We start from the raw sequence: 16,748 nt of genomic DNA on the forward strand, positions 1-16,748 counted from the left end.
AATGAAACCGGCTCGTGGGTGGGGCTGCACGAACCGCATCGTGCTCTGCAGGTGGGGCCGCTTCGAAGCGGGTCGAGAGGGGGAGTGTGGTGGGCTTTTTCAAGCCACCTATTTTGCGGCATTACCGGCCGGTGTCCCGGCACCACTGTGCCGGTTGAGCTCATTGCGGATGCTGGTCACGTCGCTCTCGGCACGCGCCAGTGCGGCTTTGAGCTCGGCAACGCGGTCCAGATAGCGCTGGTAGTTGCGCGATTCGATACCTTGTTTCTCCGGCTCGCCATCGGCATAGGCTTTTTTGGCTTCGGCCAGACGCTCTTCGGCCCGGCGGAGTTCGGTTTCCAGAATGGCGCGCGCGTCACTGTCGCGGGCGCGTTGCTCGGCCGAGTCGGTGCGGGTGTTGCCGTTGCGCGCCGGTGCGCTGCTGGACCGCGGCGCACTGGGTGCGACCGTGCGCTGTGGCGCGGGACCCTGGATGACGGTGATGTTGCCCCCTTCCATGGGCTTGCAGCCCCGGCTCTTGGCGACTTCGGCGTTGTTGGTGTACTCGTTGCCACAGCGGTAGATGCGCTCCTGCGCCTGCGCTGGAACCAGGCACAGCCCGGCCAGACAGGCAACGAGCCCGCGAATCATGTGGGTGGGATTCAAGGTCGACAAATCGGCTTCTCCGTCTCGGGGACTCTGGTCAGTGCACTTTTTAGTATGACCCAGATTGCCCGCGAAAGTGCCCATACGCGGTGACGGGGTGGCGAAATTGCCGCACTCCATGCAAAAAGGGACGGCTTTGGCCGTCCCTTTTTTTTGGCATCCACATGATCCGTGGACCGCTGAAAACCCGTCCGGTCAAGCCGGGACAAGGATCACAGGCTGTAGTACATGTCGTATTCGACCGGTGCCACTTCGATGCGGCCGCGGTTGACTTCGGCCGTCTTCAGCTCGATGTAGGCGTCGAGCATGGAGTCGGTGAACACACCACCCTTGGTCAGGAAGGCGCGGTCCTTGTCCAGGTACTCCAGCGCCATGTCGAGGCTGTGGCAGACGGTCGGCACCAACTTGTCTTCTTCCGGCGGCAGGTGGTAGAGATCCTTGGTGGCGGCTTCGCCCGGATGGATCTTGTTTTCCACGCCGTCCAGACCGGCCATCAGCAGGGCCGAGAAGCCCAGGTAGGGGTTCATCAGTGGATCGGGGAAGCGTGCTTCCACGCGACGACCCTTGGGGTTCGCAACGTAAGGGATGCGGATCGAGGCCGAGCGGTTCTTGGCCGAGTAGGCCAGCTTCACCGGCGCTTCGAAGTGCGGCACCAGACGGCGGTAGCTGTTGGTACCGGGGTTGGTGATGGCGTTCAGGGCACGGGCGTGCTTGATGATGCCGCCGATGTAATACAGCGCGAATTCGGAGAGACCGGCATAGCCGTCGCCAGCGAACAGGTTCTTGCCGTCTTTCCACACCGACTGGTGCACGTGCATGCCGGAACCGTTATCCCCGGCGTAGGGCTTGGGCATGAAGGTCGCGGTCTTGCCGTAGGCGTTGGCGACGTTGTGCACCACGTACTTCTGCAGGATCGTCCAGTCGGCGCGCTGCACCAGGGTGCTGAAGCGGGTTCCGATTTCGTTCTGGCCAGCGCCCGCCACTTCGTGGTGGAACACCTCGACCGGAATGCCCAGCGATTCGAGGATCAGGGCCATCTCGGCACGCATGTCCTGCGTGCTGTCGACCGGGGGCACGGGGAAGTAGCCGCCCTTGACGGTGGGACGGTGGCCGCGGTTGCCGCCTTCGAGCTTGGCACCCTTGTTCCAGGGGGCTTCGTACTCTTCGATTTCGTAGAAGGTGTGGCCCGGGGCGGTGCTCCAGCGCACGCCGTCGAACAGGAAGAACTCGGGTTCCGGTCCGAAGAAGGCGGTGTCACCCAGACCGGTGGACTTGAGGTAAGCCTCGGCGCGCTTGGCGATGGAACGGGGATCGCGGTCGTAGGCCTTGCCGTCGGCAGGCTCAAGCACGTCGCAGGTCAGGATCAGCGTGGTCTCTTCGTAGAAGGGATCGATGTTGGCCGTGTTCGGATCAGGGATCAGCTGCATGTCCGAAGCTTCGATGCCCTTCCAGCCAGCGATGGACGAACCATCAAACGCGTGGCCCGAAATGAATTTGTCCTCGTCGAAATGCGAGACGGGCACGGTGGTGTGCTGCTGCGCACCGCGGGTGTCGGTGAAACGGAAGTCAACAAATTTGACCTCGTTGTCTTTCACCATTTGCATCACGTCTGCGACGGTCTTGGCCATCAAATACTCCTGTTACTTGGTAGGTGGAAATAGATACGACGCTGGTGTGAAGCAGTTTTTGTGCCATTTATCGCCCCTGGCTGGCGGGCCCACAAACCTGGTTCGCACGCGGCCGGTCATTATGGCGCAGGCGACCCGAACCGCCATGGCCCGCACGGCCTGTCAGCGCCCACCGGCACCCTGATCTAGAGCGGGCGCCAAGAACCCCGACGAAAAGCACCAAACAAGTGCGCTGCAAACAAAGCACCAAAATGGTGTGAATTTTCAACGCACCATCTCGGGGCCCAATTGGGCATCGTGGGCGCGCAGACCGGTCAGCAAGTCGTCGAATGCCGTGGACACCGCCACCGGCTCCCCTTTCACCCCGAGTTCGATGTGGCGGCCAAAGACCGGGTGGTCCACGCTGGGCAGGCTGAACACCTTGACGGGGTGCTGCCGCTCGATCTGCTCCATCAGCGGCGTGAGCGTGGCTTCCATGGCACCCATGACCACCACCGAACGCTCCAGCCAACGACCCGCGCGGTGCAGATGGGCGTAGTTCTGGTCGAGCACCGCTTCGATCATGGGCCAGGCCATCACCGGAAAGCCGGGCACAAAGTGCACGGTGCCCCCGCCCGGACCATCACAGGAAAAACCCGGAATCCGGTTGTACGGGTTGCCGATAATGCGGGCACCCACCGGGAAGACGCCCATGTTGAATCGGTGCACGTTATCGGGGCGTTCCGGGTCGTACACCTCGCCGCGCTCCTGCGCAAGATCGCGCATGCGCTGCTCAATCAGCGCCCGGGCCTGCGGATGCAGGGCCAGATCGCACCCCAGCGCCGCGGCCGCGCACTGGCGCGTGTGGTCGTCGGGCGTTGCGCCGATACCGCCACAGGAAAAAACCACATCGGATGAGGCATAAGCTTCGCGCAAGGCCGCGGTGATGCGGGATCGCTCATCCCCCAGACAGCGCGCCCAGGTCAGAGAAAGGCCCCGCGCCTGCAACAGCTCGATCACCTTGGGCAGGTGTTTGTCGGCCCGCTTGCCCGAGAGGATTTCGTCGCCAATGATGATCAGGCCAAAGGATGGCGCAGCGGGTTCGCTCGAGGACATGGCGGTGTTCAGCTTCCAGATGAGGTGGGGGGCGGCAGGAAAGGCGGTGAGTCAGGCGCATCCGGCAGCGGTTCGATCCGTTCCAGGCCGTCCCGAGGCAGGGCATCAAGCACCTCGACCGCCGACGCAGCGCGCAAGCGCTCCAGCGCCGCCAGGGCGAAATGGGCAAACCAGAGCGAGGCAAAGGCGAAAACCAGCGTGTAGATCCAGATCGCGACCGGAATCAGCAGCGGGGCCAGGGCGATCAGCATGGCACCCGAGGCCCAGATCAGACTGGGGGCGGCGCCCAGATAGCCGCTGAGGATACCCATCAGCAGCAAGGTCCCCCGGTGCTCCCGGATCAGCGCCTTGCGTTCGGGGGCGCTGGCATGCACCGCCAGCGCATCAAAGGCAAACACCCGGTAGGTGAGCCAGCCCCAGATCAGCGGCGGCAAGATCAACACCAGTGGCGGCAACAGCCACAGCGGCATCGACACCACCAGCGCGAAAAGCGCCAGCAGTGTGGAGCCCAGCGACCAGAACACGCTCACGATCAGCGAGCCGCCCTGTTTGCGTTCCATGGCGGGAAAGCGGCGCTTACCCACCAGGTCGACCATGGCGGGCGTCATCAACAAGGCCACCAGCAGCAGGCACAGCACCACGATCGCGGGTATGGCCAACACGAGCACCAGCAAGGGTCCAAAGGCCGCCCGCAACGCGCCCATACCCACGCGCTCCAGCCAGCCCAAGGCGCTCTGAACAAATTCAGAGGCCTCCAGCCAGGCCGTCACGGAGGCAACCGCGGATTCCCAGAAAAAAAACCCCAGGCCAAACGACAGTGCCACCATCAGGATCAGCGGCAGAAACGACAAGGCGATCACCCGCGGATGCATGCAGTACACCGCGGCGCGCCAGAACGCATCGAGCATGGGTTTCATCACGGCAAGAATACAGGCTTTCAACCCGCCAGGCCCTTGCTGGACCTGGCCATCCATGGATCCACGCCGCCATCCCATGAACAGCGCCGCCGTGCGCTTTCTTGCTCCCTGGCCCTGAATCACCCTTCCGGGGGATGTACGTGGACCCCCGCCACGGGCACAATTTCTGGCAGGCACTGCGACGGTTCAATGGCGCCTCGTTCGGGACTGCCCTGGCCATCTGGCAAGGCAACACCCAGTCACCTGTCACCGGCGAGCCCAGCGCGGTGGTCGTGAGCGAAGCCCCGGAGCGCCAGATGGACGCCCAAATGGCGCCCCACCAAAGTTCCGAACCACGATTCAACCTGCAGCCCCCCACAAGGCCCAAGCAAACCGCAAGGAATTCACGGTAAACCCGTGTGATATCACCACAAAAGTGGCTCTCTCTGTATCAAAAATATACATTTGACACACCATTCCAACGTTTCTGATTCGAGCCCTTCTTCACCATGACCTCCTGGAACAACCCATGGCTGCTGGCCGTGCTGGTGCCCGCTCTGCTGGTACTGGGCGCCGTGCTGCACCGCTATTGGGAAGCCAGGCAGGCCAAGGCGCGTCGGCGCATCCCCAAGCACTGGCCCCTGAGCGCCCGAGCCATCGCCAACAGCGAAGAGGCACGCGTCTGGCATTGGTTGGCTCGTGCGTTCTACGACCACCACATCATGATCAAGTTGCCGGTCACGCGCTTTACCTTGCCGCGGGACAAGGAGAAAGGCATGGACTGGTACAAGCTGCTCGGCGGCGTGTACTGCACGTTCACCGTCTGCAAGTCCGATGGGCGTGTGGTGGGCTGCCTGGATGTGCCAGGCCGCAACGCCTTGCCACGCAGCACGCGCCTGCTCAAACACTCGCTGCTCACCCAGTGTGGCCTGCCTTACTGGGTGGTTCGCTCCAGCGCCTTGCCCACGGTTTCAGAGATCCGGGCCGAATTCTTGGGCGAAACGCCCACCGCCCAGTCCATGCGCGAACGCGAGCAGGAAGAGCGCGCCATGATCGCCGCGCAAAACAACCTCCGTTCGGCGCTGACCCGCCAGCGCAGCAACCGCCAGAGCGATTTCAGCCCGCTGTCCACCTGGCCCAGCAGCACCACAGACGACTCCCGGGTCAGCGACCTAGGATCACAGTGGCAGGACAACTCGTTCCTCGTCCCGCTCGACAGCCGCAAGGGCGAACTGCTCTGAGCGCCGCGCTCAGGCCGGCTTCGAAGCGGGCACCTTCAGCGTCAGGGCCGCAACCTCTTCGCCGCTGAGCCAGCGCCATTGGCCCGGAGCCAGTGCGTCGGTGAGCTGCAATCCGCCGATCGCCGACCGGTGCAAACCCTCCACCCGATTGCCCACAGCGGCCACCATGCGCTTGACCTGGTGGTATTTGCCCTCGGTCAGCGTGAGCTGCAAATGGTGTTCGCCCACGGCGCGGCACGCCGCCGCCTTCACCGGCCGGGGATCGTCATCCAGCACCACGCCCGCCAGCAAGCGCGCCACCTGATCCGGTGTGATCGGATGTTTGAGCTGTGCCTCGTACACCTTGGGCACATGGTGCCGCGGTGAAGTCAGACGGTGAATGAACTTGCCGTCGTCCGACAGCAGCAGCAAGCCGGTGGTGTCGTGATCCAGGCGCCCCACCGCTTGCACGCCCGCGGCGGCACCTCCACCGCGCGTGCGCAAGGGGCCAGGCAACAGGGTGTAGATGCTGGGGTAGGTGCTGGGCTTCTGCGAGCACTCCGTTCCCGCCGGCTTGTGAAGCAGCAGATAGGCCAGCGCGTGGTATTCCCAGCGTTCGCCCTGCACCCAAAAAACCAATCCCTGCTCATCCAGCACTTCGGCCGGGTCGTCGCAGACCTGCCGTTGCTCGCCCAGCTGGACCAGACCCTGTTGCACCAGGCCGCAACAAACGCGGCGCGTGCCAAAACCCTGGGAAAAAAGAATGTCCTGCAACTGCATCATGGTGGATCATTCGGCACAGCCAATCCGTACCGCCGGAAAAAGAAAAAGCCACCGGACCGCTAGGCCAGGTGGCTGATTCTGATGAGGTGGTGGAGCTGGGGGGAATTGAACCCCCGTCCGCAAGCCTTCTTCGCGCAGTTCTACATGTGTAGCCATCTGATTTGAGTCTCGCTTCCTGTATCGCGCAGCGGCACGCTATACAGAACGCCAGCAACCTTGAATCTCGCTGTGCGCCAAGTTACCCGACGCCCAGCCAGCCTATTGAATTATCTTTGCAGCCTGGACTCTCGCGGCTTGCGCCGTCTGAACCCTTGCCCAGCCCATAGGCCTGCTGTTGCAAAGCTCACCGGCAATTAAGCGGCGAGTGCGAAACGTTCGTCGTTTGCAGTTAGTTTTTTTCTGCGGTTTTACGAGGTGACAGAACCTCGACATGCCCTGCTGCGTGTCCGAACCCACGTCGAAACCAGTGCAGCCCCTGAGTCACCAAGTTTAAGGCAGTTGGAGCAATTTCAAGACCTGCAGTGGAGAAAGAACTTCCGCATCGGCCCCCCAATGCCCCGTTTCACCGCCAACGCCCAGGTAACCATAGCGCGCGGCCACGGTGAACATGCCCGCCTCGCGCCCGGCCACGATGTCACGTTCGTCATCCCCCACGTAGATGCAGGCGCCCGGGCTCACGCCGAGGCGACGCGCGGCCTCACGCAGGGGCTCGGGGTGGGGCTTGGGCCAGGGCGTGGTGTCTCCGCACACCACCGCACCCGCTCCCAACAAAGTCGGCAGGCCCGCCAGCACCGGATCGGTGAGGCGCTGGGCCTTGTTGGTGACGATGCCCCAGGGCATCTGCCCTTGTGCCAGCGTGTCAACCAACTCGTCAACCCCGTCGAAACACCGGGTGTGCTGCAGCAGGCACTGCTCGTAACGCGACAAAAACTCGCGCTTGAGGGCTTCATAGGCGGGATCGGTAGGAGGAACCCCGAAAGCCACCTGGATCATGCCGCGCGCGCCAGAGCTGGCATGGGGCCGGTAGCCCTCCAGAGACAAGGCAGGCAGCTGCCGGGCCGCACGCATGCGCTCGACAGCCAGCGCCAGGTCGGGTGCACTGTCCACCAGCGTGCCGTCCAGATCGAACAACACCGCCTTCACGGCAAAGGACGGAAGCTTCATGCTTTGCGCGTGGCCAGCAGGTAGTTCACGCTGGTGTCCTGACTCAACCAGTAGCGCTTGGTGAGTGGGTTGTATTCCATGCCGCGGGTCTGGGCCAGATCGAGGTTTGCAGCGCGGCAATAGCCCGCCAGTTCGCTGGGACGGATCATCTTGGCGTATTCGTGCGTGCCTTTGGGCAGCATCTGCAGCAGGTACTCCGCGCCCACGATGGCAAACAGAAACGACTTGGGGTTGCGGTTGATGGTGGAGAAAAACACCCAGCCACCGGGCTTGACCAGTGTGGCGCAAGCACGCACCACCGAAGCCGGATCGGGCACGTGTTCCAGCATTTCCATGCAGGTCACCACATCAAAAGAAGCCGGCTGTTCCTCGGCCAGCGCTTCGGCGCTGACTTCCCGGTAGCTGACGCCGGCCGTGCTGGCCTCCAGCGCATGCAACTGGGCCACCCGGAGCGCTTTGGTGGAAAGATCGATGCCCGTGACCTGAGCGCCTTTGCGGGCCATGGAGTCGGACAGGATGCCGCCGCCGCAACCCACGTCGAGCACGTGTTTGCCCGACAGGCTGGCGAGTTCGTCGATCCACGCCAGTCTTAACGGGTTGATCTGGTGCAGCGGTCGGAACTCGCTCTCGGGGTCCCACCAGCGGTGGGCAAGATCGGAAAATTTGGCCAGCTCGGCCGGATCGGCATTGACGGGATTCATGGTTTGGATTTTCACACGCCTTCAGGGTGCAAGTCCGTGCTGTGTGGCGAAGTGCTGTCGCTCGCGCAGGACATCGGCGGGCGATATGCAGGTTTTTGCCGCTTGCAGACCGAGGCCCTTCAACTGCTGGCGGTAGTCGGGATTCTGGTAGGGATCGGCAACCACGTAGCCGGCCTGCTCGGTGCACACGCCATCGGGTAGGCAATCTTTCCAGGTGGCGCCAAACACAATCCGCCCATCGCGGGTCAAGCCGGGGAAGGCACTGGCCAGCACCTGGGTGCGCCAATCCTCGATGCGAAACACCTGTCCTTTGAGCGCGGGTCGTGGGTCGACGAAATAGACCGACGCGTTGTCGGTGTAGGTGAGCAAGGCGGGCTGGTCGGTGGTGAAGCCAAAAACGGCCTTGCCCGGCGTGGCCTGCAGGTCCCACCGCAAGTCGCAGGGATGCTCCGGATCCAGCGCGCCCTGAGCCAAGCCATAGACGCGCATGCTGGGCATCCCCTGGCGGGGGTTGATCGGGATGGCAGAAAACGCCAGACCATCGACCGACAGCATGGGCAAGGTGTAGACATTGCCGTCGGTGACTTCGCGAGAACGGCAGATGAATTGGGCGCCGGAATCGTGAACGATCTCGACCCCTCGGGCGCTTTCGCGCAAGCCCAACGTTCGCACCTGCAGCGGACCGGTGCCCTGCCCTGCCCGGCTTCCCTGGGGCCAGCTCATGGAGCGAATCCAGACCAGTGAAGGGTCAGGGCCCCGGGCGCCGTTCAGCTCGGAGGCCGCGGCATAAAAGCCCTTCATGCCCCCTTTGAACAGGGGCCGAGCCATCTGCGGCTGGTGCACGATGTCCGAGAAACGGTAGTGGCTGCCATCCACATCGACCAGATAGCGCCAACTGCCCTGCACGGGGAAGGCCTCATTGCTGAGCGGGGTCCTGCGTACCGTCATGCCGCCGCCGGGTTTTGCGGGCAGTTCGATCAGGGCCACCTGGCCCAGTTGCGCCCCCGAAAACGAGCGCAAGACAAAGCGCCCGTCAGGGCTGACGCGCTCGTAGGTCCCCAGCGCCGCCACACCCTGGCTGTCGCGCCCCACCTGAGCTGGATCAAGCGGAAGGTAGCTGACAGCGTCGATGCAGGACGCGTCTCGCGCAGTTTGCGCGGGCTGCGACAGGACGTCAAACCCCGGCAGCGAGCAGGCTGCGCCAGCAAAAACCAGATAGGCGGGTTTGAACATCATCGGTATGCTTTTATGCGCTCATTGGAAAGAGGACCGAACCAGCGCACGCCTCAGCGCGAGCAACCGGAACCGGAGCGCTTCAGACCAAGCCTCTTCGGGCATCACACCCCAGACGGGCCAGGGATGGAGATGCGATCCCAACAACACCAAGCTCATGGGCGAGTGGTTCATACCGCGCCAGAGCGAATCGCATTGGGCCGGCATGGCGAGCAACGCGTCCGGATCGGTCGTCCTGGCGGCTGGAGACGCCAGCGCCGCTCGCCATTCGGCTTCGGGGACCCGGGGGTCCTTCCAGCTCTGCACGCGATAGCCTAGAGCTTCGGCGGTCTGTCTCATGCGCGCCCATTCCAGCAGGCTGTTGACCATGCGTGGAGACAACAGGATAACGACCACAGGCTTGCTCGCATCGGTCGGGGTGCCCACAAAACAGGCATGCTCCTCTGCGGTCATCGCGCGCACAGCACGCCAGGACACCTCAGGCAGCCCATCTTGAGCATTTGCGGGCCAGGCGCAAATGCTCAGGAAGAAGACACACAGCAGTCTGAGTGAACGGAGCATAGGACCTGTAGGCATGAAAAAGCCCCATGCGCTTTCACGCATGGGGCTTGGCGTCAGGAGCGCCGTAAGCGGTGCTTAGCTGCCCGAACGGGTACCAACCACTTCAACTTCCACGCGACGGTTCTTGGCGCGGCCTTCGCGGGTGGCGTTGTCGGCCACTGGCTGGGTCAGGCCCTTGCCTTCGGTGTAGATGCGGTTGCTTTCAATGCCCTTGCTCACCAGATAGGCCTTGACGGCTTCAGCACGGCGAACCGACAGGGCCTGGTTGTAGCCGGCGGGGCCGGTCGAGTCGGTGTGACCCACGGCAATCACCACTTCCAGGTTGATGCCGCCGACCTTGCTGGCCAGATCGTCCAGCTTGGCCTTGCCTTCAGGCTTGACCACAGCCTTGTCGAAGTCGAAGAAGGCATCGGCTGCGTAGGTCACCTTGGTGGCGGCGGGAGCGGGAGCGGGAGCGGGAGCCGGGGCAGGTGCAGGAGCCGGTGCAGCGGCGACAGGTGCCGGGGCCGGTGCGGGTGCGGGAACGATGGCGCCGTCGCAACCCTTGGCGGCGGTAGCCGGGGTCCAGAAGGCATCGCGCCAGCACAGGGTGCCGTCGCCGTTCTTCCACTGCAGGTCGCCATGGTTGTTGCGCCAGTTGTCATTGGTTGCAGTACCGCTGGAGGGCGCGGCAAATACAGCCGAAGCCATGGCGGCGGTTGCGAACAGCATTGCCACTTTGTTCAGTTTTTTCATGGTTTTTCCTCTTGGTGTGAGCCGCGGACGGGCCAAATATCAACAATAACGTTTGAAGTGACCACCACTCAATACGCTGATTTTATTGTGCCACAAGCGTTTGACGCGGACGTCAGGGCCTTGAAAGCTGGATGTAACCACTTTCTGCGCACCGCCCATCCGTTGCCGACACACAACATAAGCCCTACAGAAGCCTCCCCGGCCATAGCCCTAAAATGACGGGTTGCCTTCCGGCCCTTCACGCACCCTACGCTTTCGCTCATGACACAGTTCGCCAAAGAGACCCTGCCCATCAGCCTAGAAGAGGAAATGCGGCGCAGCTACCTGGATTACGCGATGAGCGTGATCGTGGGTCGTGCACTGCCCGATGCGCGCGATGGTCTCAAACCCGTACACCGGCGTGTGCTGTTTGCCATGCACGAGCTGAACAACGACTGGAACCGGCCCTACAAGAAGTCGGCCCGTATCGTCGGTGACGTGATCGGTAAGTACCACCCGCACGGCGACTCCGCGGTGTACGACACCATCGTTCGCATGGCGCAGGACTTCTCGTTGCGCCACATGCTGGTGGACGGTCAGGGCAACTTCGGCTCGGTCGACGGCGACAACGCGGCTGCCATGCGTTACACGGAAATCCGCCTGTCGAAGATCGCCCACGAGATGCTGGCCGACATCGACAAGGAAACCGTCAACTTCGGACCCAACTACGACGGCTCGGAAAAAGAGCCGCTGGTGTTGCCCTCGCGCCTGCCCAACCTGCTGGTCAACGGCTCTTCGGGCATTGCGGTGGGCATGGCGACCAACATCCCGCCCCACAACCTCAACGAGGTGGTCGACGCCTGTCTGCACCTGCTGAAGCAGCCCGAAGCCACCATCGACGAACTGATGGAAATCATCCCGGCGCCCGACTTCCCCACCGCCGGCATCATCTACGGCATGACGGGCGTGAAAGACGGATACCGCACCGGTCGCGGCCGCGTGGTGATGCGCGCCAAGTGCCATTTCGAGGACATCGACAAGGGTCAGCGCCAGTCCATCATCGTGGACGAGCTGCCCTACCAGGTGAACAAGAAAACGCTGCAGGAGCGCATTGCCGAGCTGGTGCATGAGAAGAAGATCGAAGGCATCAGCCACATCCAGGACGAGTCGGACAAATCGGGCATGCGCCTGGTGATCGAACTCAAGCGCGGCGAAGTGCCCGAGGTGGTGCTCAACAACCTGTACAAGCAGACGCAGCTGCAGGACACCTTCGGCATCAACATGGTGGCCCTGATCGATGGTCAGCCGCGCCTGTGCAACCTCAAGGACCTGATCCAGGTGTTCCTGGAACACCGCCGCGAAGTGGTGACACGCCGCACCGTGTTCAACCTGCGCAAGGCGCGCGAGCGCGGTCACGTGCTCGAAGGCCTGGCTGTGGCGCTGGCCAACATCGACGAATTCATCAAGATCATCCGCGAGAGCCCCACCCCGCCCGTGGCCAAGGCCGAGCTGATGACCCGCAGCTGGGACAGCCAACTGGTGCGCGAAATGCTGACCCGCTCGCGCCTGGACGGCGGCGTGATCAACGCCGACGATTACCGCCCGGAAGGCCTGGAGCGCGAGTTCGGCATGGGCGGTGATGGCTTGTACCGCCTGTCTGAGACGCAGGCACAAGAGATCCTGCAGATGCGCCTGCAGCGCCTGACCGGTCTGGAGCAGGACAAGATCGTGGCCGAGTACAAGGAAGTCATGGGCGTCATTGACGACCTGCTCGACATCCTGGCCAAGCCCGAACGCGTGTCCACCATCATTGGCGAAGAACTCACCGAAGTGAAAACCGAGTTTGGTCAGACCAAGCTCGGTGCGCGCCGCAGCGAGATCGAACACAGTGCCCAGGATCTGAGCACCGAAGACCTGATCACGCCGACCGACATGGTGGTCACGCTCTCGCACAGCGGCTACATCAAGAGCCAGCCTTTGAGCGAGTACCGTGCGCAGAAGCGCGGTGGTCGCGGCAAGCAGGCCACCGCCACCAAGGAAGACGACTGGATCGACCAGCTGTTCATCGCCAACACGCACGACTACATCCTGTGCTTCTCCAACCGGGGCCGCCTCTACTGGCTCAAGGTCTGGGAAGTGCCAGCCGGTTCGCGCGGTTCGCGTGGCCGCCCGATCGTCAACATGTTCCCGCTGCAAGAAGGCGAGAAGATCAACGTCGTGCTGCCGCTGACCGGCGAGATGCGCAGCTTCCCGCAGGACCGCTATGTGTTCATGGCCACGTCGATGGGCACGGTCAAGAAAACCGCGCTGGACGAGTTCAGCAACCCGCGCAAGGCCGGCATCATCGCCGTGGACCTGGACGAGGGCGACTTCCTGATCGGCGCCGCGCTGACCGATGGACAGCACGACGTGATGCTGTTCTCCGACGGCGGCAAGGCGGTCCGTTTTGACGAGAACGACGTGCGCCCCATGGGCCGCAATGCGCGCGGTGTTCGCGGCATGATGATCGAAGAAAGCCAGAGCGTGATCGCCATGCTGGTGGCCGAAGACGAACTGCAGAGCGTGCTCACCGCCACCATCAACGGCTATGGCAAACGCACGCCGATTGGCGAGTACACCCGCCATGGCCGTGGCACCAAGGGCATGATCGCGATCCAGCAGAGCGAGCGCAACGGCAAGGTCGTGGCCGCCACCCTGGTCCACACCGACGACGAGATCATGCTGATCACCGACAAGGGCGTTCTGGTGCGCACCCGTGTTTCGGAGATCCGCGAGATGGGCCGGGCCACGCAGGGCGTGACCCTGATCGCGCTGGACGAAGGCGCCGAGCTTTCCGGCTTGCAACGCATCGTGGAGAACGACGCCAATGTGCCCGAGCTGGCGGACGACAGCGAGGCTGACAGCACGGACGAGCAGCCGTGATGCAGCGCCCGTACAACTTTTCCGCGGGTCCGGCCGCGATGCCGGTGGAAGTGCTGCAGCAGGCAGCGGCCGAGATGCTGGACTGGCACGGCAGTGGCATGAGCGTGATGGAGATGAGCCATCGCGGCAAGGAGTTCATGTCCATCATCGAGACGGCCGAAGCCGACTTGCGTGAGCTGTTGGCGGTGCCACCGAACTTTCGCATCCTGTTCATGCAGGGTGGCGGTCTGGGCGAAAACGCCATCGTGCCGCTGAACCTGTCGCGCGGCGGCGTGGTGGACTTCGTGGTCACGGGCAGCTGGAGCCAGAAGTCGTTTAAAGAAGCCCGAAAATTCTGCGATCCCCACCTGGCGGCCAGCAACGAGGCCGACTGTCACACCCGCCTGCCCGCACCGGGCAGCTGGCAGCTCAGCCCCGATGCGCAATACGTGCACCTGTGCAGCAACGAAACCATCCATGGCGTTGAACTGCACGAACTGCCCGACCTGAAGGCACTTGGCAGCAACGCACCGCTGGTGATCGACTTCTCGTCCCATGTGGCCTCGCGCACCGTGGACTGGCGCCGCGTCGGGCTGGCTTTTGGCGGCGCCCAGAAGAACCTTGGCCCGGCGGGCGTCACCCTGGTGGTCGTGCGGGAAGACCTGCTCGGACACGCGCTGTCGATCTGCCCGAGCGCCTTCGACTACAAGACCGTGGCCGACAACGGTTCGATGTACAACACGCCGCCCACCTATGGCATCTACATGGCGGGACTCACTTTCCAGTGGCTTAAGCGCCAGAGCGAGGGCAACCTGCGGGGGATAGCGGCCATGGAGCACCGCAACATGGCCAAGGCCGAGCTGCTCTACGGCTTCATCGATCAGTCTTCGTTCTATGTGAACAAGGTTGCAACGGACTGCCGCTCGCGCATGAACGTGCCTTTCTTCCTGCGCGATGAGTCGCGCAACGAGGCCTTCCTCGCCGGCGCCAAGGCCGCGGGCCTGTTGCAGCTCAAGGGCCACAAGTCGGTCGGTGGCATGCGCGCCAGTCTCTACAACGCCATGCCGCTGGAAGGCGTGCAGGCCTTGGTCGCCTACATGCGCGACTTCGAACAAAAACTGGCTTGAAACCGGCCGACCCCACAATGAAACAACCCACACAGTCCGAAGCACTGGGCGCCCTGCGGATCCAGATCGACTCGCTGGACCAGCAACTGCTGTCGCTGCTGAACCAGCGCGCCAAAGTTGCCGAGCAGGTGGGTGAAATCAAGCGCGCCGAGGGCTCACCTTTCTTCCGCCCGGATCGCGTTGCCCAGGTGATCGAAAAGATCCAGGCGGCCAACCAGGGACCCTTGCTGAACCAGCACGTAGCGTCGATCTGGCGCGAGATCATGTCGGCCTGCCTGGCGCTGGAAGCACCGCAGCGCGTGGCCGTACTGGGTCCTCAGGGCACTTTCTGTGAACAGGCCGCCATCGAGTTCTTCGGCAGCGCCGCCAACCTGATCTATTGCGCCAACTTCGACGAGGTGTTCCACGCCACGGCGGCCGGCACAGCGCAGTACGGCGTGGTCGGCATGGAAAACTCCACCGAGGGCGTGGTCGCCCGCTCGCTCGATCTGTTCTTGCGCTCGCCGGTGCACGTGGTCGGCGAGGTGAGTCTGCTGGTGCGCCACAACCTGTTGCGCCAGCTGAACGAACTGGACGGCATCGAGGTGGTGATGGCCCACCCCCAGGCCCTGGCCCAGTGCCAGAACTGGCTCAGCCAGCACCTGCCCAACGCCGAGCGCCGCGCAGTGTCCAGCAACGCCGAAGGCGCCCGCCTGGCCGCCACCAACCCGGCCTGGGCCGGCCTGGCGAGCGAGCGCGCCGCGGCCCAGTTCGGCCTGCACATCGTGGCCCACGCGATCCAGGACGAGGCCTACAACCGCACACGCTTTGCAATCATCAGCCTGCCCCAGACCCTGGCCATGCCGCCCGCATCGGGCAAGGATTGCACCAGCCTCGTGGTGTCGGTGCCGAACCGGCCCGGTGCGGTGCACGACCTGCTGGTACCGCTGAAGAACAACGGCGTGTCCATGACGCGCTTTGAATCCCGTCCGGCCAAATCTGGCCAGTGGGAGTACTACTTCTACATCGACATCGCAGGCCATCCCTCGCAGCCCCATGTGGCGGCGGCGCTGGAGGAGCTCAAAGGCCTCTGCGCGTTTTACAAGGTGCTGGGTGCCTACCCGGTCAGTGAATAAGATGCATCACCTCGTTCCAATGGGTTCAATGGGGTTCTCCAGGGGTCTGCATGTTTGAACAACTCGGGCTGATCGGTTGCGGCCTGATGGGTGGGTCTTTTGCCCTCGCCCTCAAGAAGGCCGGTCTCGTCAAACGCGTCGTGGGCTACAGCAAGTCACCATCCACCACCGAGCGCGCGCGCCAGATGGGCGTGATCGACGTGGAAGCGCCGTCCGCCCTGCTGGCCGTGTCTGGTGCGGACCTCGTGCTGCTGGCCGTGCCCGTATCGGCCACGGAAGCGACCTTCAAGGCCATTCGGCACCTGTTGAACAACAACACCCTCGTCATGGACGTCGGCTCCACCAAGCGCGAGGTGATCGACGCCGCGCGCCGCGTGCTGAAAGACCAGGTCGGCGTGTTCGTGCCCGCGCACCCGATCGCGGGCAAGGAGCTCTCGGGCGTGGAGCATGCAGACGCCGATCTCTACACCGGGCGCCAGGTCATCCTGACGCCGATCGAACGCACCTTGACGGCACAGATCACCAAGGCCCAGCAGGTCTGGACGGCGCTGGGCTGCCACGTTCAACAGATGTCACCCGAAGCCCACGACGCAGCGTACGCGGCGGTCAGCCACCTGCCACACCTGATCGCGTTTGCGCTCATGAACGCGATCAACGGCCAGGCCCAGGCGAAACAGTTCCTGTCGCTGGCCGGACCGGGTTTCCGTGATTTCACCCGCATTGCCGCGAGTGATCCGAGCGTCTGGCGCGACATCCTCAGCTCCAATCGCGAGGAGTTGATCGCCCAGTCCCGGCATTTCCAGCGCGCCTTGCACGCCTTTGAAAACGCCATCAGTGCCGGCAACCCGGATGCCCTTGAATCGCTGATTGAACAGGCCAGCAGCTCGCGCGCACACTGGCGCATGAACGCCATCAAACCGCAAAACTGAGCGCGTTTCGCCGATCACGATCGGCGGTGCCCGCCG

15 protein-coding genes and 1 other RNA gene are annotated in these 16,748 nt (G+C 63.4%); 5 read left to right on the forward strand and 11 right to left on the reverse strand.

The window, feature by feature from the left end; translation table 11 throughout:
* Positions 1-108: 108 nt before the first annotated feature.
* The 4 genes from F3K02_RS25125 to F3K02_RS25140 form a co-directional block, all read right to left on the reverse strand.
* A complete protein-coding gene (locus F3K02_RS25125; RefSeq protein ID WP_177139227.1) occupies positions 109-630 on the reverse strand; it encodes a hypothetical protein in 522 nt (173 codons plus the stop codon).
* A 227-nt stretch (positions 631-857) separates the two neighbouring features.
* The gene (gene glnA, locus F3K02_RS25130; RefSeq protein ID WP_177139152.1) at positions 858-2,273 is read right to left on the reverse strand and encodes a type I glutamate--ammonia ligase; all 1,416 of its coding nucleotides are present in this window, start codon (positions 2,271-2,273) and stop codon (positions 858-860) included.
* Positions 2,274-2,537: 264 nt separating this feature from the next.
* The gene (locus F3K02_RS25135; protein ID WP_177139155.1) at positions 2,538-3,368 is read right to left on the reverse strand and encodes a competence/damage-inducible protein A; all 831 of its coding nucleotides are present in this window, start codon (positions 3,366-3,368) and stop codon (positions 2,538-2,540) included.
* Between the two features lie 8 nt (positions 3,369-3,376).
* Positions 3,377-4,285: an EI24 domain-containing protein gene (locus tag F3K02_RS25140; RefSeq protein ID WP_177139157.1), complete on the reverse strand. Its 909-nt coding sequence runs from the start codon at positions 4,283-4,285 to the stop codon at positions 3,377-3,379.
* Between the two features lie 488 nt (positions 4,286-4,773).
* Between F3K02_RS25140 and F3K02_RS25145 the strand changes: the two genes are divergently transcribed.
* Positions 4,774-5,505: a DUF2726 domain-containing protein gene (locus F3K02_RS25145; protein ID WP_177139160.1), complete on the forward strand. Its 732-nt coding sequence runs from the start codon at positions 4,774-4,776 to the stop codon at positions 5,503-5,505.
* A gap of 9 nt (positions 5,506-5,514) precedes the next feature.
* Here F3K02_RS25145 and F3K02_RS25150 read toward each other — a convergent pair whose 3' ends face one another.
* The 7 genes from F3K02_RS25150 to ompA form a co-directional block, all read right to left on the reverse strand.
* On the reverse strand, positions 5,515-6,264 hold the full coding sequence (locus tag F3K02_RS25150; protein ID WP_177139229.1) for a 16S rRNA pseudouridine(516) synthase: 750 nt from the start codon (positions 6,262-6,264) through the stop codon (positions 5,515-5,517).
* A gap of 90 nt (positions 6,265-6,354) precedes the next feature.
* Positions 6,355-6,743: a transfer-messenger RNA gene (ssrA, locus tag F3K02_RS25155) on the reverse strand.
* A 13-nt stretch (positions 6,744-6,756) separates the two neighbouring features.
* Positions 6,757-7,431, reverse strand: coding sequence for an HAD-IA family hydrolase (locus F3K02_RS25160; protein WP_177139162.1), 675 nt, complete (start codon positions 7,429-7,431; stop codon positions 6,757-6,759).
* On the reverse strand, positions 7,428-8,132 hold the full coding sequence (ubiG, locus tag F3K02_RS25165; RefSeq protein WP_177139164.1) for a bifunctional 2-polyprenyl-6-hydroxyphenol methylase/3-demethylubiquinol 3-O-methyltransferase UbiG: 705 nt from the start codon (positions 8,130-8,132) through the stop codon (positions 7,428-7,430). Before ubiG ends, F3K02_RS25160 begins: the two co-directional genes overlap by 4 nt.
* A gap of 21 nt (positions 8,133-8,153) precedes the next feature.
* A complete protein-coding gene (locus F3K02_RS25170; RefSeq protein ID WP_177139166.1) occupies positions 8,154-9,368 on the reverse strand; it encodes a hypothetical protein in 1,215 nt (404 codons plus the stop codon).
* An 18-nt stretch (positions 9,369-9,386) separates the two neighbouring features.
* Entirely contained in the window at positions 9,387-9,968 is a 582-nt protein-coding gene (locus F3K02_RS25175; RefSeq protein WP_218179581.1) for a hypothetical protein, read from the reverse strand.
* 33 nt (positions 9,969-10,001) lie between these two features.
* Entirely contained in the window at positions 10,002-10,661 is a 660-nt protein-coding gene (gene ompA / locus F3K02_RS25180) for an outer membrane protein OmpA (RefSeq protein WP_177139170.1), read from the reverse strand.
* Between the two features lie 261 nt (positions 10,662-10,922).
* Here ompA and gyrA point away from each other — a divergent pair, with 261 nt between their 5' ends.
* The 4 genes from gyrA to F3K02_RS25200 are packed head-to-tail and all read left to right on the forward strand — an operon-like array spanning position 10,923 to position 16,712.
* A complete protein-coding gene (gene gyrA, locus F3K02_RS25185) occupies positions 10,923-13,562 on the forward strand; it encodes a DNA gyrase subunit A (protein WP_177139171.1) in 2,640 nt (879 codons plus the stop codon).
* Complete coding sequence (gene serC / locus F3K02_RS25190) at positions 13,562-14,668, forward strand: 3-phosphoserine/phosphohydroxythreonine transaminase (protein WP_177139172.1); 1,107 nt, start codon at positions 13,562-13,564, stop codon at positions 14,666-14,668. The genes gyrA and serC overlap by 1 nt, the downstream gene beginning before the upstream one ends.
* Before the next feature lie 17 nt (positions 14,669-14,685).
* Complete coding sequence (gene pheA, locus F3K02_RS25195; protein WP_177139173.1) at positions 14,686-15,783, forward strand: prephenate dehydratase; 1,098 nt, start codon at positions 14,686-14,688, stop codon at positions 15,781-15,783.
* A 50-nt stretch (positions 15,784-15,833) separates the two neighbouring features.
* Positions 15,834-16,712: a prephenate dehydrogenase gene (locus F3K02_RS25200; RefSeq protein WP_177139174.1), complete on the forward strand. Its 879-nt coding sequence runs from the start codon at positions 15,834-15,836 to the stop codon at positions 16,710-16,712.
* The last annotated feature ends 36 nt before the right edge of the window (positions 16,713-16,748 follow it).

It is taken from the genome of Hydrogenophaga aromaticivorans (assembly GCF_013387465.1).
Lineage (GTDB): Bacteria > Pseudomonadota > Gammaproteobacteria > Burkholderiales > Burkholderiaceae_C > Hydrogenophaga > Hydrogenophaga aromaticivorans.

Bases quoted from the DNA above. Each gene is read 5' to 3' on its own strand.
- F3K02_RS25125 (WP_177139227.1), bottom strand. From the start codon at position 630: ATGATTCGCGGGCTCGTTGCCTGTCTGGCCGGGCTGTGCCTGGTTCCA.
- glnA (WP_177139152.1), bottom strand. From the start codon at position 2,273: ATGGCCAAGACCGTCGCAGACGTGATGCAAATGGTGAAAGACAACGAG.
- F3K02_RS25135 (WP_177139155.1), bottom strand. From the start codon at position 3,368: ATGTCCTCGAGCGAACCCGCTGCGCCATCCTTTGGCCTGATCATCATT.
- F3K02_RS25140 (WP_177139157.1), bottom strand. From the start codon at position 4,285: ATGAAACCCATGCTCGATGCGTTCTGGCGCGCCGCGGTGTACTGCATG.
- F3K02_RS25145 (WP_177139160.1), top strand. From the start codon at position 4,774: ATGACCTCCTGGAACAACCCATGGCTGCTGGCCGTGCTGGTGCCCGCT.
- F3K02_RS25150 (WP_177139229.1), bottom strand. From the start codon at position 6,264: ATGCAGTTGCAGGACATTCTTTTTTCCCAGGGTTTTGGCACGCGCCGC.
- F3K02_RS25160 (WP_177139162.1), bottom strand. From the start codon at position 7,431: ATGAAGCTTCCGTCCTTTGCCGTGAAGGCGGTGTTGTTCGATCTGGAC.
- ubiG (WP_177139164.1), bottom strand. From the start codon at position 8,132: ATGAATCCCGTCAATGCCGATCCGGCCGAGCTGGCCAAATTTTCCGAT.
- F3K02_RS25170 (WP_177139166.1), bottom strand. From the start codon at position 9,368: ATGATGTTCAAACCCGCCTATCTGGTTTTTGCTGGCGCAGCCTGCTCG.
- F3K02_RS25175 (WP_218179581.1), bottom strand. From the start codon at position 9,968: ATGCGTGAAAGCGCATGGGGCTTTTTCATGCCTACAGGTCCTATGCTC.
- ompA (WP_177139170.1), bottom strand. From the start codon at position 10,661: ATGAAAAAACTGAACAAAGTGGCAATGCTGTTCGCAACCGCCGCCATG.
- gyrA (WP_177139171.1), top strand. From the start codon at position 10,923: ATGACACAGTTCGCCAAAGAGACCCTGCCCATCAGCCTAGAAGAGGAA.
- serC (WP_177139172.1), top strand. From the start codon at position 13,562: ATGCAGCGCCCGTACAACTTTTCCGCGGGTCCGGCCGCGATGCCGGTG.
- pheA (WP_177139173.1), top strand. From the start codon at position 14,686: ATGAAACAACCCACACAGTCCGAAGCACTGGGCGCCCTGCGGATCCAG.
- F3K02_RS25200 (WP_177139174.1), top strand. From the start codon at position 15,834: ATGTTTGAACAACTCGGGCTGATCGGTTGCGGCCTGATGGGTGGGTCT.